Annotated in this window: 17 protein-coding genes; 1 reads left to right on the top strand and 16 read right to left on the bottom strand. The window is 38.1% G+C overall.

Features of this window, described 5'->3' with window-relative positions:
• Positions 1 to 19: 19 nt before the first annotated feature.
• The 16 genes from atpG to HNR27_RS00910 form a co-directional block, all read right to left on the bottom strand.
• Positions 20 to 874: an ATP synthase F1 subunit gamma gene (gene atpG / locus HNR27_RS00985; RefSeq protein WP_212920366.1), complete on the bottom strand. Its 855-nt coding sequence runs from the start codon at positions 872 to 874 to the stop codon at positions 20 to 22.
• Between the two features lie 91 nt (positions 875 to 965).
• On the bottom strand, positions 966 to 2,480 hold the full coding sequence (atpA, locus tag HNR27_RS00980; protein WP_429338447.1) for a F0F1 ATP synthase subunit alpha: 1,515 nt from the start codon (positions 2,478 to 2,480) through the stop codon (positions 966 to 968).
• Between the two features lie 107 nt (positions 2,481 to 2,587).
• Positions 2,588 to 3,130 (bottom strand): F0F1 ATP synthase subunit delta, encoded by a 543-nt coding sequence (locus HNR27_RS00975; RefSeq protein ID WP_212920364.1) that lies wholly within the window; start codon positions 3,128 to 3,130, stop codon positions 2,588 to 2,590.
• Entirely contained in the window at positions 3,127 to 3,648 is a 522-nt protein-coding gene (gene atpF, locus HNR27_RS00970; protein WP_212920363.1) for a F0F1 ATP synthase subunit B, read from the bottom strand. The genes HNR27_RS00975 and atpF overlap by 4 nt, the downstream gene beginning before the upstream one ends.
• Before the next feature lie 125 nt (positions 3,649 to 3,773).
• Positions 3,774 to 3,983 (bottom strand): F0F1 ATP synthase subunit C, encoded by a 210-nt coding sequence (gene atpE, locus HNR27_RS00965; RefSeq protein ID WP_280530738.1) that lies wholly within the window; start codon positions 3,981 to 3,983, stop codon positions 3,774 to 3,776.
• Positions 3,984 to 4,070: 87 nt separating this feature from the next.
• Complete coding sequence (gene atpB / locus HNR27_RS00960) at positions 4,071 to 4,793, bottom strand: F0F1 ATP synthase subunit A (RefSeq protein ID WP_212920362.1); 723 nt, start codon at positions 4,791 to 4,793, stop codon at positions 4,071 to 4,073.
• A 17-nt stretch (positions 4,794 to 4,810) separates the two neighbouring features.
• A complete protein-coding gene (locus HNR27_RS00955) occupies positions 4,811 to 5,185 on the bottom strand; it encodes an ATP synthase subunit I (RefSeq protein WP_212920361.1) in 375 nt (124 codons plus the stop codon).
• Positions 5,186 to 5,188: 3 nt separating this feature from the next.
• Complete coding sequence (locus HNR27_RS00950; RefSeq protein ID WP_212920360.1) at positions 5,189 to 5,404, bottom strand: AtpZ/AtpI family protein; 216 nt, start codon at positions 5,402 to 5,404, stop codon at positions 5,189 to 5,191.
• A gap of 586 nt (positions 5,405 to 5,990) precedes the next feature.
• Positions 5,991 to 8,228, bottom strand: a complete 2,238-nt coding sequence (locus HNR27_RS00945) for a S8 family serine peptidase (protein WP_212920359.1) — start codon at positions 8,226 to 8,228, stop codon at positions 5,991 to 5,993.
• A gap of 123 nt (positions 8,229 to 8,351) precedes the next feature.
• Complete coding sequence (gene wecB / locus HNR27_RS00940) at positions 8,352 to 9,470, bottom strand: non-hydrolyzing UDP-N-acetylglucosamine 2-epimerase (protein ID WP_429338446.1); 1,119 nt, start codon at positions 9,468 to 9,470, stop codon at positions 8,352 to 8,354.
• Between the two features lie 23 nt (positions 9,471 to 9,493).
• Positions 9,494 to 10,123 carry a uracil phosphoribosyltransferase gene (upp, locus tag HNR27_RS00935; RefSeq protein WP_212920357.1) on the bottom strand — a complete coding sequence of 210 codons (630 nt, stop codon included), beginning with the start codon at positions 10,121 to 10,123 and terminating at the stop codon, positions 9,494 to 9,496.
• Positions 10,124 to 10,508: 385 nt separating this feature from the next.
• Entirely contained in the window at positions 10,509 to 11,744 is a 1,236-nt protein-coding gene (locus HNR27_RS00930; protein ID WP_212920356.1) for a serine hydroxymethyltransferase, read from the bottom strand.
• Between the two features lie 57 nt (positions 11,745 to 11,801).
• The gene (locus tag HNR27_RS00925) at positions 11,802 to 12,350 is read right to left on the bottom strand and encodes a TIGR01440 family protein (protein WP_212920355.1); all 549 of its coding nucleotides are present in this window, start codon (positions 12,348 to 12,350) and stop codon (positions 11,802 to 11,804) included.
• Positions 12,351 to 12,406: 56 nt separating this feature from the next.
• A complete protein-coding gene (rpiB, locus tag HNR27_RS00920; RefSeq protein ID WP_212920354.1) occupies positions 12,407 to 12,853 on the bottom strand; it encodes a ribose 5-phosphate isomerase B in 447 nt (148 codons plus the stop codon).
• Between the two features lie 25 nt (positions 12,854 to 12,878).
• Positions 12,879 to 14,171, bottom strand: a complete 1,293-nt coding sequence (locus tag HNR27_RS00915; protein ID WP_429338445.1) for a methyl-accepting chemotaxis protein — start codon at positions 14,169 to 14,171, stop codon at positions 12,879 to 12,881.
• Positions 14,172 to 14,182: 11 nt separating this feature from the next.
• The gene (locus tag HNR27_RS00910) at positions 14,183 to 14,794 is read right to left on the bottom strand and encodes a low molecular weight protein arginine phosphatase (RefSeq protein WP_212920352.1); all 612 of its coding nucleotides are present in this window, start codon (positions 14,792 to 14,794) and stop codon (positions 14,183 to 14,185) included.
• A gap of 359 nt (positions 14,795 to 15,153) precedes the next feature.
• On the opposite strand from HNR27_RS00910, the gene HNR27_RS00905 reads away from it, so the two are divergent.
• Positions 15,154 to 15,351, top strand: a complete 198-nt coding sequence (locus HNR27_RS00905) for a DUF2187 family protein (protein ID WP_212920351.1) — start codon at positions 15,154 to 15,156, stop codon at positions 15,349 to 15,351.
• Positions 15,352 to 15,429: the final 78 nt, after the last annotated feature.

The following is a 15,429-nucleotide window of genomic DNA, read 5'->3' as shown; positions in this document are numbered from 1 at the left end:
TAACATACTTTCATCAAGATTACTCTAATGCACTTGCTCCACCAATAATCTCGGTAATTTCCTGTGTGATTGCTGCTTGGCGTGCACGGTTATAGGACAAGGATAAATCATCAATCAATTCAGAAGCATTATCACTTGCACTACGCATAGCCGTCATACGTGCAGCATGTTCACTTGCTTTAGCATCCAGTAATGCACCATAGATTAAACTTTCGGCATACTGAGGTAGTAGTACTGCTAAAATCTGTTCCTCACTTGGTTCATATTCGTACTGGCTGCTTGATCCGGAATTATTCATATCTTCAATAGGCAATAACTGTTTCGTAGTTACAACTTGAGATATTGCACTTACATAATGGTTATAAATAATGACTAACCGATCAATTTCCCCATCACTGTACATTTGTACGGTTTCAGAAGCAATATCCTTAATCGTAGCAAATGCTGGCTGGTCCGGTAGACCAGTAATACTTCTAGCAATTGGAAAATTACGCTTCTTACAGAAGTCCACTGCCATTCTACCAATGGCAATCACAGTATATTCATCTGTAGAATTATGATTATCTTGAATGGCATGATTCAAATTCCGTAAAATATTTGCGTTATATGCACCTGCAAGTCCACTGTCTGCAGTAATGGCGATATAACCTACCTTTTTCACCTCGCGGGTTTTTAGCATTGGATGATCAGCATCGGTATGCTTTGCAATACTTGCAACAACCTCTTGCATTTTTTCACTATAAGGAACAAATGCTTTAGCATTTTGCTCTGCCTTGTTCATCTTTGCCGCAGAAACCATTTCCATTGCTTTGGTGATTTTTTTCATCTTTGTTGTAGAATCAATACGTTTTTTAATATCTCTAAGTGATGCCAAGCTCTTTCACCACCCTTTCGTAGCAAAGTACGGGGGCAAAAAGCTAGAGATCATCATCTCTGCTCTTTACCCAATCAATCTATAAAGGTAATTATTTTTGGTCAGAAGTTAAAAATGTCTTTTTGAATGCTTCTATAGCAGAAGTCATATCATTATCTTCTGGAAGATTTCCTGTATCACGAATTGTAGCTAATAATTCAGGGTGATTCGAATCTAACCATGCATTGAATTCAGCCTCGAAACGAGTAATGTCTTCAACAGGAATATCATCTAGGAATCCTTTCGTTAGAGCAAAAATAATCATAACCTGATACTCTACCTTAAGTGGTGCATGCAGTCCTTGCTTCAGCACTTCTACCGTACGAGCACCACGATTTAATTTTGCTTGTGTCGCTTTATCAAGGTCTGAACCGAACTGAGCAAATGCCTCTAGTTCACGGAATGATGCAAGGTCTAGACGTAATGTACCAGCAACCTTTTTCATTGCCTTGATTTGTGCAGAACCACCAACACGTGATACGGATAGACCTGCGTTAATAGCTGGGCGTACACCTGAGAAGAATAGGTCAGATTGTAAGAAAATCTGTCCATCCGTGATAGAAATTACGTTCGTTGGAATATATGCAGAGATATCGCCTGCTTGTGTTTCAACAAATGGTAGAGCAGTTAAAGAACCGCCACCTTTTGCATCACTTAATTTAGCAGCACGCTCCAGTAAACGTGAATGCAAGTAGAATACATCCCCTGGGAATGCCTCACGACCTGGAGGACGACGAAGCAATAGGGATAGCTCACGATAGGCTGCAGCTTGCTTCGATAGGTCATCATAAACAACAAGCACATGCTTGCCATTATACATGAACTCTTCCCCCATCGTTACGCCTGCATATGGAGCTAGGTATAATAGTGGTGCTGGGTCAGATGCACCAGCAGCAACTACGATTGTATAATCTAATGCACCATATCGACGGAAAGTTTCAACAGTTCCACGAACAGTTGATTCTTTTTGACCGATAGCAACATAAATACAAATCATATCCTGGTCTTTTTGGTTAAGAATCGTATCAACTGCAACCGTTGTTTTACCTGTTTGACGGTCACCAATGATTAACTCACGCTGACCACGGCCGATTGGTACTAATGCGTCAATCGCTTTAATTCCAGTTTGTAATGGCTCATGAACAGATCTACGATCCATTACTCCTGGTGCTGGAGATTCAATTGGACGGAATTTAGTTGTTTCAATTGGGCTACCACCATCAATTGGTTGTCCTAATGGATTAACAACACGTCCGATTAATTCCTCACCTACTGGTACTTGCATGATTCGTCCTGTACGACGAACTTCATCGCCTTCTTTAATCTCTGTGTAAGGGCCAAGGATAATGATACCGACGTTAGACTCTTCTAAGTTCTGAGCCATACCCATTACACCGTTTGAAAATTCAACAAGCTCTCCAGCCATGACATTGTCAAGACCATGAGCACGTGCGATACCGTCACCAATTTCAATAACTGTTCCGACATCACTTACTTCAATATCTGAATCGAAATTTTCGATTTGCTGTTTTATCAGTTTACTGATTTCTTCAGCTTTGATGCTCATACCATTTCACCCCTATCATCAAATGTTCGTTAGAAAAACTCACATTCGCTCGCTTTTTGGCGAATGTGGTAGTTTTTCTTATGCAGAAGGAAAGTTTATATACTTTCCTAACTGCCAAGTTTCATATTTTGCTCAATGCGTCGTAATTTTCCACTTATCGTTCCATCGTAAATGGTGTTTCCCATTCGGATCTTCATACCACCGACAATGGATGGGTCAACAATATTTTCTAGCTTGACCACCGATTTATTAAGACGTTTTGCAAATGAGGTTTCCAACTCTGCTTTTTCTGCATCTGATAACTTACGAACGGAATATACTTTACCTTGTGCAATTCCTGAAGCATCATTGACAAGTGCTACAAAAGCATCAACAATCTGAGAAACAATTCCTATACGATGACGTTCAACTAGAAGTTTTAATGTGTTTAAGACGTCGACTGAAACTCCTTTGAATACTTCATCAAGGAATAACCTCTTCTTTTCGTTTGTAACACGTGGATGGATTAGGAATGCATTTAACTCCCTATTCTCATGAAAAACCTGATTCACAACACGTAATTCTTCTGTAATTTCACTAAGTGTTGCTTTTCCACTACCGAGTTGAAAAAGAGCATCTGCATAACGTTTGGCAACTACTGCTTCACTCATCGCTCTTCTCCTACCTCTTTAATATAGTCATTGATTAACTTTTCTTGATCTTGTGCACTTAGTTCTTTTTCAATTACCTTACTTGCAATTAGAACAGATAAGGACGCAACTTGATCTTGAAGTGCTTGAAGTGCTTTTTCTTTTTCGTTTTGAATTTCTTCTTGTGCTGCTTTTTTGATACGATCTGCTTCCTGGCGAGCTGATTCGATAATATCTTGCTCTTGCTTCACACCAGCAGTTTTAGCATCTTCTATAATTTTTTGTGCTTCTAATTTCGTTTGTTTTAACTGATCTGCCGCTTCTTTTGCTGCCTTTTCAGCATCTTTACGGCTCTTTTCTGCAGCTTCAATTTCATTCGCTACATATTCTTCACGTTTTTTCATCATGTTCATTACTGGTCCCCAAGCGAACTTTTTCACTAGGAATAGTAATAGTGCGAAGAAAAATAGCTGAACGAGCATGTCACCAACATGGAATCCCCAGATTACTACTGACGAGTATATAGTGAATGCCTGCACTGAATTCACTCCTTTCAACCTGATTCAAACAATCAACAAAAGTGTTCACGTAATCATTCTAGTAAAAACAACGGCGAAGTTTCATGGGAAAGTCTTCGCCATTATCAAGTTTAATTATCAAATTATTACATTACCATTAATGCGATAACTACTGCGATGATAGGCATAGCCTCTACTAGACCTACACCAATGAACATTGTAGTTTGAAGTGAACCTTTAAGCTCAGGTTGACGAGCGATTCCTTCTACTGTTTTACTAACGATTAAACCGTTACCAATACCTGCACCAAGTGCCGCTAAACCTACCGCTATTGCTGCTGCTAATGCTCCTGACATAATATAAATCCTCCTCATAATATATAAATAATTTTTTAATATTTTCCGGTTTTAACAGAATACTATTAAAACTGGTTAATTAATGAATTAGTGTTCCTCACTTACCTTATGGGAAATGTAAACCATAGATAGCATTGTGAAGATAAATGCTTGGATTCCTCCAATAAATACAGAGAATCCTTGCCATGCTAAGAATGGAATTGCCCCACCTATAAATCCTAATACTCCAGATGAAGTTAAGCCTACTAATAATGCTAGTAATACCTCACCGGCATATAGGTTACCAAATAGACGCAAGCCTAGTGTCAAGGTGTTTGCAAACTCTTCAATTAGTTTTATTGGAAATAAAAACGGTAGTGGACGAAAATAATCTTTGATATATTCTTTTCCACCGCGCAGTTTGATTCCATAGAAATGAGATAAGACGATTACCATAGCTGCTAATGTTAGGGTTAAACCTGGATCGGCAGTTGGTGATTTCCACCAAGTGCTATTTTCATATACTCCATTTGTGACAACACCAAGCATATTACCAACTAGAATATAAGAAAATAGTGTTAGTGCTAATGGTAAGAATAGCTTACCAGTCTTCCAATCCATCGTGTCATTTACGATTCCCTTAACAAAATCTAGAATCCATTCCATCACGTTTTGAGCACCAGTTGGTTTCATTTGTAGCTTTCTAGCACCTAAAACCGAAAGAACAAATACAATTAATGATGTTACAATAATCATAAATACATTCGACAAGTTGAAATCAAGCCAGCTAATTCCAAAGACGTCATGTACTATCGGTGCCCCATGATCCATACTTATTCACCCCTCTTTCAAGCACTATCCTTATTTTTAAAAAGAATAAAGTCTATCATAATGACTATATAAGAAGTCATTAATCCAATTATCACTGCAATCATTTGAAAATACTCTTCATAACGAAGGGCAATAATGACTGCTAAAGCAACTGCTGCTAATCTTGAAATGGTACCTATTCCTCGTGCCTTTTCTTTCTTTGCTACTGCTTCTGTAAATTCAATTGTTTTCTTTTGTAATAGATATAGATTGTAGAAGCTAATGGTGCTTCCCAAGAGAAGCCCGAGGAAAATACGCATATAAGGAGTAAAGCCTGCACCAAGCACGAATATCGCTAGTAGATAGAGCATCCATTTACGCTGACGGGTCATCATCATTTCATTGGTTGTCATTTGTTACTCTCCCGCTTCCGTAAATTTCTTAACAGTTGCAACCATTCCATAGATTCCGGCTGCTAGCCCTAGTAATAAACCAATTATTGTGAAAATTGGTTTTGAGGAAACTAGTTTATCGAGATAGATACCAGAAAATATTCCTAGAATCGTTCCACCTGCTAAATTAGCAGAAACCGCACTTGCTAACACAATTGCTTTTTGTGGTTTAATCCCCATACGAAAACCTCCTCTAGTAAGAGATTACTGGGGTTACATTTCAATAAATTTTCAAGTATGTGAAGGTATGTAAAAAATCAAGACAGAACTACCAAATTATACTTGAAAACCCTATCATTCCACACTAAGTCAGTTTACCCTAGCAAGCGTTAACTTGTCAATTGATATCCAAGGAATTTTGACATATTTCACGCCTACCAATTTTTGTCCAGTCAATTAACCTTCAAATAGGATTGCCTGTGATGAATATTACTTACATTTATTATATAGGAATAACGAGTTCCAGTTAGTGACAGTTTTGTGAACGAAAGTGTCTCAGTTAAGCATTCAATCTAGGAATGGAGAAATATTTAATTTTTGTTTAGATTATGATTCTCCTATTATGTTTGCAGTGCCATTCGGGTAGTCATGTTGAGGCATGGGGCAATTATACTGCTAAGCACATGTAAGGAGAGGCCAGCTATTTTCATCATGAGTTCGGCGACTCCGCTGTGATCCAGCGAAGTTCGGCCGAATTTTCTTGGATATACTCCGTACTCTGTTTGTTTCCAAAAGGTTATTTAAAACGCCTTAACTACTTATTTTATCAATTACTACCAGGTTCAATCACCAATTCTGTTTCATAGCTTTCATACGTTCCATCTTCCAATTGAACAGTAATCACGGCTAAATAATTACCAGGTTTTCCGAGCTTCCTTTTTTCTACATACCCTTCATTCAACCCTATCTTGGTATCCTCCAGGTGGAATAAGGTTCTATCGAAAATTAAGGTCTGTGGATCATATAGCTCCACATCTACATTCTGAGTCTCTTCTGTAAGATATAGTCTGTAGATAAATTCTTCCTCTGAAAAAGGTTTAAGTGTAAATTCGAATCCTACTGCCTTCGGATAATCAGCTGTTTCATTTATAAATAAATAAGGAAGGTGGTAGGAATTCTTTTCTGATTGCAACTCTAGCCACCCTTGATGTATCCCTTTGTCCAGAAGTGGAGAGGTTATTCCAAGCTTAACAGGAATGTCTCTTTTCTCACCTGCTTTCACTGTAAAAGAAAGAGGTAAATTCCAGTGGAGACCTTTTTCCTTTTTAGGAACATGAAAGGAAAAACTTCTTGTTTTATTGGAAGTGTTTTCAATTGTGAGCATTACGGTTTGTTCTTCTCGGTAATCGTTAATTTTCCCAAATGCAATTGATGGATTATATATAATGACCGGTGCATTTATCGCGTCTTTTGGATTAATTTTTCCCATCCCTTGAACAATTGGCTCTAATGGGGTTCCTTTACTGTCATTTACCCTAATAGCAGTTGTTTTAATCGCACCAAAGATTTTTTGATTGCTCCAGCTAGGATGTGCTTCCTTCATCAGTGCGATAACTCCTGATACATGTGGTGCTGCCATACTTGTACCCTGTAATGGTAAATAACCTCCTGGGACAGTGCTTAATATATTTGTTCCAGGTGCGAGTATATCCGGTTTTATTTCCCAGTTAATGGTAACTGGTCCTCTGGAGCTAAAGGCTGCAATACCGTCTTCTGTTTTTTCATAGATTGTTTCAATGTATGGATGTTTGTTTTCCTCCATGTACTTTTTCAGCCATTCACCATCTTTTTTAGATAGTGAGATAACTGGAATCTTAACTGGTTGTTCATCATTCGTAATTGCACCTTGAAATGGGTCGTCCTCATTGTTATATATAATCGCGGCAATCGCGCCTTTTTCTTCTGCTTGTTTGGCTAAATCATAGAAGGGAATTTTTCCACGTTGAATGAGAGCTATTTTTCTATCTAAATCTGCTGCATTTCCAAGAGCTATTTCATAATCCTTTGAAAGTCTCCAAGGAACGGATCCCACCATTGGATTAATCGGTATTTTTTTATCCTCAAAGGCAGGAGATAGTATTGGGATGGTTTGCGCGTTAGCAAAAGCTCCTACAGCAAGGGCTTTTGATGCAGTTGCTGGGGCACCTACCGTCCAATTATCTGGACCACTATTTCCATTTGCAATCACAACAGCTACACCAAGCTCGCTTGCACGATTCACTGCTACACTAGTTGGATAATCAGGTCCATTAACGGAATTACCAAGGGAAAGATTAATAACATCTACCCCATCCTTTACTGCCTGCTCCATAGCAGCGATAACCTGAACGGAGGTTCCGCTTCCACCAGGGCCAAGTGCGCGATAAGCACGAATTTCCGCATTCGGTGCAACTCCCTTCATTGCTCCATTTGCCGCGATAATTCCCGCTACATGACTTCCATGCTGTGTTGGCATGCCTTCTGCCTCAAGTGTTTCCATTGGATCATCATCTAAATCTACTAAATCATAACCACCTGTATAGTTCAGCTTTAAGTCTTGGTGGTTATAGTCCACCCCGGTATCAACTACACCAACAACAACACCTTTTCCCGTATATTCAGTATTATTAAGTGCTTCTGGTATTACAATATCTGGATTATCCTTTAACAGTTCATCAATAGAATTTACAGGTTCAGGGTTTACTCCATCTTGTTCATGTTGAAACCATTGTTGCGTATTATATGTTTGTACGGAATGGATAGCCTTCACAAAGCTTAGGGTTCCCATTTTTTCTAAATCCTTAGGTGAACCTTGTAAGGCTATACCTTTGAATAATTTTGTATAGGTGGCAACTACATTGATAAAAGGATAATATTTTTCTAGGTATTTCTTATGCTCCATCGGATTTCCTTCTACTTCAATAATGATGGATTGTTGTTTTTCATCTGGATTTGCGCTCGTTGGGTTAATCCCCATAACTGCTATGTACAACATTATTAACAACACACTTCGCATAATACGCATATTTTCCCCTCCTATCCTCCTAGTATTTGTTGTATAGACGGGAAACATACATAACGTTGCTTAACTCCCTTATATGAAAAGGCTGATTTCCAGAACACTTTTCTGGAAATCAGCCTTTATATCTTAGAGTGTATGGAAATAATTCAAAATCGCATCGGCAATACGTCGAGTTGCTTTTCCATCTCCATAAGGATTGGATGCTTTAGCCATTTGATCGTGTAAAGCTTGATTCGTTAATAATTCATCAGCCAATTTAAATATAGTATCTTCATCGGTTCCTGCTAGCTTTAGGGTACCTGCTTCAATTCCCTCTGGACGCTCTGTTGTATCTCGAAGCACAAGAACAGGTACACCAAGTGAAGGCGCTTCTTCCTGAACACCACCCGAATCAGTTAAAATCAAGTAGGAATGTGCTGCAAAATTATGGAAGTCAACGACATCAAGTGGTTCAATTAGCTGTATTTGCTTATTATTCCCGAGTATTTCATTCGCAGTTTCTTGTACAACTGGATTTAAATGAACAGGATACACCACTTGGATATCTTCATGTTTTTCCACTAACCGTTTAATCGCACGAAACATTTGTTGCATATTACTTCCCTGATTTTCTCTACGATGTGCTGTTAAAAGGACGAGACGTTTTTCGCCAAGTGCCTCTAATATCGGATGGGAATAAGATGCATTTACAGTAGTTTTTAATGCATCAATTGCCGTATTACCAGTTACATAGATGTGTGCTTCAGACTTATTTTCTTCCAATAAATTATTCTTGGATTTTTCAGTAGGAGCAAAATGTAAATCTGTTAAAATACCTGTTAACTGACGATTCATTTCTTCAGGATATGGAGAATATTTATTCCATGTCCTTAAACCAGCTTCCACGTGTCCGACGGCAATTTGATTGTAATAAGCAGCAAGTGATCCGGCAAAAGTTGTACTTGTATCCCCATGTACTAGGACTATGTCTGGTTTTGTTTCTTTCATCACTTCGTCCAAGCCTTCCAGTGCACGAGTTGTAATTTGTGCAAGAGATTGATTTGGTTTCATGATATTCAAATCAAAATCAGGCGTAATGTTAAAAATTTCTAAAACCTGATCTAGCATTTCCCGATGCTGAGCTGTTACTGTCACAATGGTTTCAAACTCTTCTGGTCGATTTTTAAGTTCAAGAACAAGTGGAGCCATCTTAATTGCTTCTGGCCTTGTCCCAAAAATAGTCATAACCTTAATGCGTTTTGGCATCCTTTTCCTCTCCGATAAGCTAATTATTTTGTACCAAACAAGCGATCACCAGCGTCTCCTAGTCCTGGTACAATATACGCATGTTCATCTAATTTTTCATCAAGTGCCGCTAAATAAATATCCACATCAGGATGTTCATTTTTTATCTTTTCTACACCTTCTGGAGCTCCGATTAAACACATTAGACGAATATTTTTAGCTCCTCGCTTTTTCAATGATTCGATTGCATCACTAGCAGATCCTCCAGTTGCAAGCATTGGATCAATCACGATTAGCTCACGCTCATGAATATCAGAAGGCAATTTTATGTAATATTCTACTGGCTTCAGTGTTTCTGGATCACGATATAAACCGACATGTCCTACCTTTGCAGCAGGAATTAATTTCACCATTCCATCTGTCATACCAAGCCCCGCACGCAAAATTGGTATTAAACCAATTTTTTTACCAGCAAGCACTTTGGTCTTCATTGTTGTAACAGGTGTTTCTATCGTTGTTTCCTCAAGTGGCAAATCACGCGTAATTTCAAATGCCATAAGCATTGCTACCTCATCCACTAATTCCCGGAACTCCTTCGTTCCTGTATTCTTATCTCGAATATAAGACAATTTATGTTGGATTAACGGATGATCTAGAACATGTACATTTCCCATTTAGCGGTCACTCCTTCTTTTTATTTACATCTTTAAAATTGTACAGAAAAAATAAGACTTATTCAAGGCTAAGGTCTGGAATATAAAGTAGACAGAAGTTTATTTTCAGGATCACGCTATTTAAAAGATTTTTTTGGTTAGGAGATGTTATGGAGGATTTGTGAATACGTTTCAGAAGTATGTTCCCAATCTGTATAAGTGAGCTCTGAGCTTTGAAACGATTTTGTCGAAATTCATAACGATATGACCACACTTTGATACTATCTCCGAATTTCATAACAATGTGACCACTTCCATATACCGTGTAAGCAATAGACTAATTTATACTTATTTACCGTCTTATAAACAAATAAAGGACACCATAACAGGTGCCCTCTCTATCATTTTATACATACAAAGGTGATTTTTCTGTTAAGGCTAGTACGCGGTTAGCAGCCTCGTTAAGAATTTCTTCGTTTTCATGGTTTTTTAATGTCATGGAAATGATGCTTGCAATTTCACGCATCTCTTCTTCTTTAAAGCCACGAGTTGTGACAGCAGGTGTTCCAATACGGATTCCGCTAGTTACAAATGGGCTCTCGGTGTCAAATGGAATGGTGTTTTTATTTACTGTAATTCCGATTTCGTCCAATACATGCTCAGCAACCTTTCCGGTAATGCCTAGTGGTGTAACATCTAATAATAATAAATGGTTATCAGTACCACCAGATACTACTCGGATGCCTTCTGCAACTAAAGCTTCTCCAAGAACTTTTGCATTTCGGATAATTTGTTTACAGTATTCTTTAAATTCATCGGATAAAGCTTCTTTAAATGCAGTTGCTTTTGCGGCGATTACATGCATTAGTGGACCACCTTGCATGCCAGGGAATACTGCCTTATCAATTTTCTTCGCATGTTCTTCCTTACATAAAATCATTCCACCACGAGGTCCTCTTAATGTTTTATGAGTAGTTGTTGTAACAAAATCAGCATAAGGCACTGGATTTGGATGTAGACCAGCTGCAACAAGACCAGCAATATGAGCCATATCTACCATTAGGTATGCTCCAACCGCATCAGCAATTTCTCGGAATTTAGCAAAGTCAAGGGTTCTAGAATAGGCACTAGCACCAGCTACAATTAATTTAGGCTTCACTTCTTTTGCTTTTTCTAAAACAACATCATAGTTTAACTGTTCTGTTTCCTTTTCAACACCGTAATCAACGAAATTATATAGGGAGCCACTAAAGTTCACAGGGCTTCCATGGGTTAGGTGACCGCCATGACTTAGATTCATTCCAAGAATTGTATCACCTGGCTTTACTATAGAAAAATAGACTGCCATATTAGCCTGTGCACCAGAATGTGGTTGAACATTAGCATGCTCCGCACCAAATAATTCTTTTGCACGATCACGAGCAAGATTTTCAACAACATCTACAAATTCACAGCCTCCATAGTAACGCTTTCCAGGGTATCCTTCTGCATACTTATTAGTTAAAACAGATCCCATTGCCTCCATTACCGATTCTGACACGAAGTTTTCAGATGCAATTAGTTCGATTTTAGTTTGTTGGCGTTTCTTTTCCGCTAGGATTGCTTCTAATAATTCATTATCTGTTTGTTTTAAATGTTCCATTCGTTGTGTCCTCCCTGTCCTAAAAATAGGTACTATTTTTCTAATGATTGATATCCTTTATTGATAAACAGCACGGCTTCCACCAATTAGTTTGGGGCGTGTAAAGGCTGCATTCACTCGTGCCTTTCCTATGTATTGTTGATTGAAACGTAAAGGTACTGCCACATGTTTGAGGTGCATTCCGATAAGGGTTTCCCCAATATCTATTCCTGCATGTGCCTTTATATGTTCAACTACAACAGGTTTATTAAAATTCCTATATGCATAAGCAGCCATGGACCCCCCCGCTTTAGGAACTGGAATAACGGAAACCGCTTCCAATTCCAACTTCTCAGCAAGTTCTTGTTCAACTACTAGAGACCGATTCAGATGTTCACAGCACTGAAAAGCTAAATAAATGTCCTTCTTTTTTTGTAGTTCTTTCAAACCAGCAAAAATTTGGGAAGCTATTTCCTCACTTCCAGATGTACCTATTCGTTCTCCTGCTACTTCACTTGTGGAGCAGCCAATGATAAAAATAGAATCCTTTTGTAAAAAATTGGCCTCCAGGATTTCAGTCATGAGGGACTCGATATCGGCACGAATTTTTTCAATACTTAATTCCATCGTATCACCTATTCCATGCAGATAGGAAGACGAAGGGAGTCCCTTCGTCTAACATCTTAAAGATTTTTATCTTCGTAAGCTTTTATCTTTTCCAGTCTTCTTTCATGGCGACCGCCTTCGTATTCTGTTTCCAGCCAAGCTTGGACAATTTCCCTTGCTAAGCCAGGACCAAGAACACGCTCACCTAGAGCGATCATGTTCGTATCATTGTGCTGTCGAGTAAGTTTGGCACTATAAACATCATGTAATAAAGCACAACGAATCCCTTTCACCTTGTTTGCAGCGATGGACATTCCTATTCCTGTTCCACAGATTAGAATCCCACGATCAAATTCACCCTTCGCTACACGTTCTGCAGCGGGTAGTGCGTAATCTGGATAATCAACGGATGTCTCACAGCTACAGCCTGTGTCCTCATATTCAATACCCTTCTCATCTAATAAACTTTTTACCTCATTACGTATCGTCATACCTGCATGATCCCCAGAGATAATTACCTTCATCGTTTATCACTCCATTCATGTTGTATTATTTTACGTTAAACTTTTGGATTTGCTTGTTAAGGCCGCTTGCCTGTGTTTCTAATTCATGAACCAGCTGGTCAACCTTCCCAATTGTTGCAGCTTGTTCTTGAATAGATGCATTGACCTCCTCCGCACCAGCAGAGGTTTCTTCGGCAATTGCTGCAACTTCCTGTGATTGTGATGCTGTTGCTTGTATGGATGCTAACTGTTGATTCACAAGGGATAATATTACATCAATTTCGGTTGCGACTTCTTCAACAGATTGAGACATTTGTTCAAAGGCGGTATTGGTTTCAACACCATTATTTGCCTCCTTGACTGTATATTGGACATTCTCATTGATTTTTTTCACAACCTGATTGACATCCTCTTGAATAGCAGTAATTAAACTCGAGATTCGTTGTACCGCTTGTGCACTTTGGTCAGCTAGCTTGCGAATTTCCTCTGCAACAACAGCAAAGCCTTTTCCATGTTCCCCTGCTCGAGCTGCTTCAATCGAGGCATTTAATGCTAGCAAATTAGTCTGTTCAGCGATTTCACCAACCATTGAAATGATCGATTCTACCTGTAGGGCATTCTCCTTTAAATGATCAACATCTTTCAATGAGGTCGCTTGCTCTTGTGCTAGGTTCTTAATACCATTAATCAACTGTCCAACTACCTGCTTACTTTTATCAAGCGTCTCCAGCATAACAGTTGACTTTTCTTTTGATTGACCTGCTTTTTCCTGAACCTTTTCTGCAAGAGAAGTAGCTTCTTCAACAGCTTCCACAGTAATCTGTATCGCCTCTGATGAACTCTCTGCACCCTTTGAAATCTCGTCTACTGCTGCACTAATTTGATTAGAGTGCTTCGAAACCTGATCAGCTGCTCCCTTTAATTCCAAAACAGACTGATTTGTACTATTAAAGTGTACATCAATATTATGTACCATTTCCTTTAAATTGCTTAGCATCGTATCAAATGACACACTAAGTGCACGAATTTCATCATCAGAATTCGGAATAATAACTTCCTGATTTAAGTTCCCATTAGCAACCTCAGATGCTACATGGGCAAGTCTATTTAAAGACTTGGTAATGAAACTTGCCGCAAAAAACGCTAATATTCCAGACCAGATAATTCCTAAGGATAGTGTAATAATTGTATATGCTTCCATGGATATCTGCCAAAATTCGACAACAAAGTCATACAAAAAATAAAGAAAAAAAGCACTTGTCGAATACGTAATAATGGCTAAAATTGTTGTAAAGAGTACAAGCTTTAATCTTAGACCTGAACGATATTTCTGCCTCATTTTGTTCTCCCCTAGCCTTTTATTTGTAATTTTTTAATTAATAATGTGATATAGTTATCTAATTCTTCCAATGTCTTTTGATAAATTGTAAGATTGCCACCAAATGGATCGGAAATATCATAATTTATAAGACTGCTTTCAAGCTGATTAATCTTGTCCAAGTCAGCCTGTAAATACTCTCTTAATTGTTGCTCAAGTGCCTTATAATCAAGCTTATTTCCGTGTTCGTGTAAAAATTGAGAACGTTTCAATTCATATTCTGCATAAAGCACTTTTAATTCTTCCCATATCTTTTTATCGGAATCGGAAACAAATTCTTTTAATGTATAATATTTTTCCTGAAAAATTGGAAACTCCATGATTAGAGATTGCTTATGCTGCGTTGTCATTGTCAAAACGACATCAGCCCAATTTAATAGCTTTTCATCAACAGGTTTCGAAAGGTGATCTAATCGAATCCCCTTTTTCTCCAGCACATCGACTGCATGCTTAGAAGCGCGTTGGTTTTTCGCAGCAAAAATACCTGCCGACTTCACTTCTGCTGTTGGCATTTTGTTTTTCAATAAAGCTTCAGCCATAGGACTCCGGCACGTATTTCCCGTACAAACAAATAAAATCCTCATGAAAGTACCCCCAATATAATCGGTTGGTATTACAACAAACGGATATCTCTAACTAAAATATAACATAGAATAAAATCAGTTGATAGCAAAAGGGGAAATGAATCCAAAGTTATAGAACCCTAAAAATTACTAGTACTATATACCCAGTTATTAATTCACAAATTGTCTAAATATGTGAAAGGTTGTAGAAATTTTGAGGAATAAGTATTACTATTAACTTATATTCTTCAATATCACAGGTTACTATATTACTAATATGTAAATTTGTTGCATAATTTTTGTTTACATAATAGCGTTACATTTCTTATAAACTATACAAAGTACTCTTTAAGTACGAACCTTTGGGAGGGAAAAGTTACATGGCAAATTCTATGCAAACAGCAAGTATAGGAGATATTGTACTTTTTGACAGAAGGAATCAACAACACCAAGGAAAAGTTTTTCAAGTAAGAGAAAATAGCGTATTAGTGGAGCTAACAAAGGATGCTGCAAAAACATTAGGCTATGAGATGCCTAATACAGTCGTTCGCCACGGTAAGTATAGTATTATTTCTTAATTACAAATTCGTTCATTTAACCATTGGCAGTCAACTAAATTCAGACGGCCCAATTATGCACATAAGTATAATTCCCTT

Origin of the sequence: Ornithinibacillus bavariensis, from assembly GCF_050433565.1 — a bacterium.
Lineage (GTDB): Bacteria > Bacillota > Bacilli > Bacillales > Amphibacillaceae > Ornithinibacillus > Ornithinibacillus bavariensis.
The sequence above is the reverse complement of the archived record's forward strand: the minus strand, read 5'-3'. Positions and strand labels throughout refer to the sequence as shown.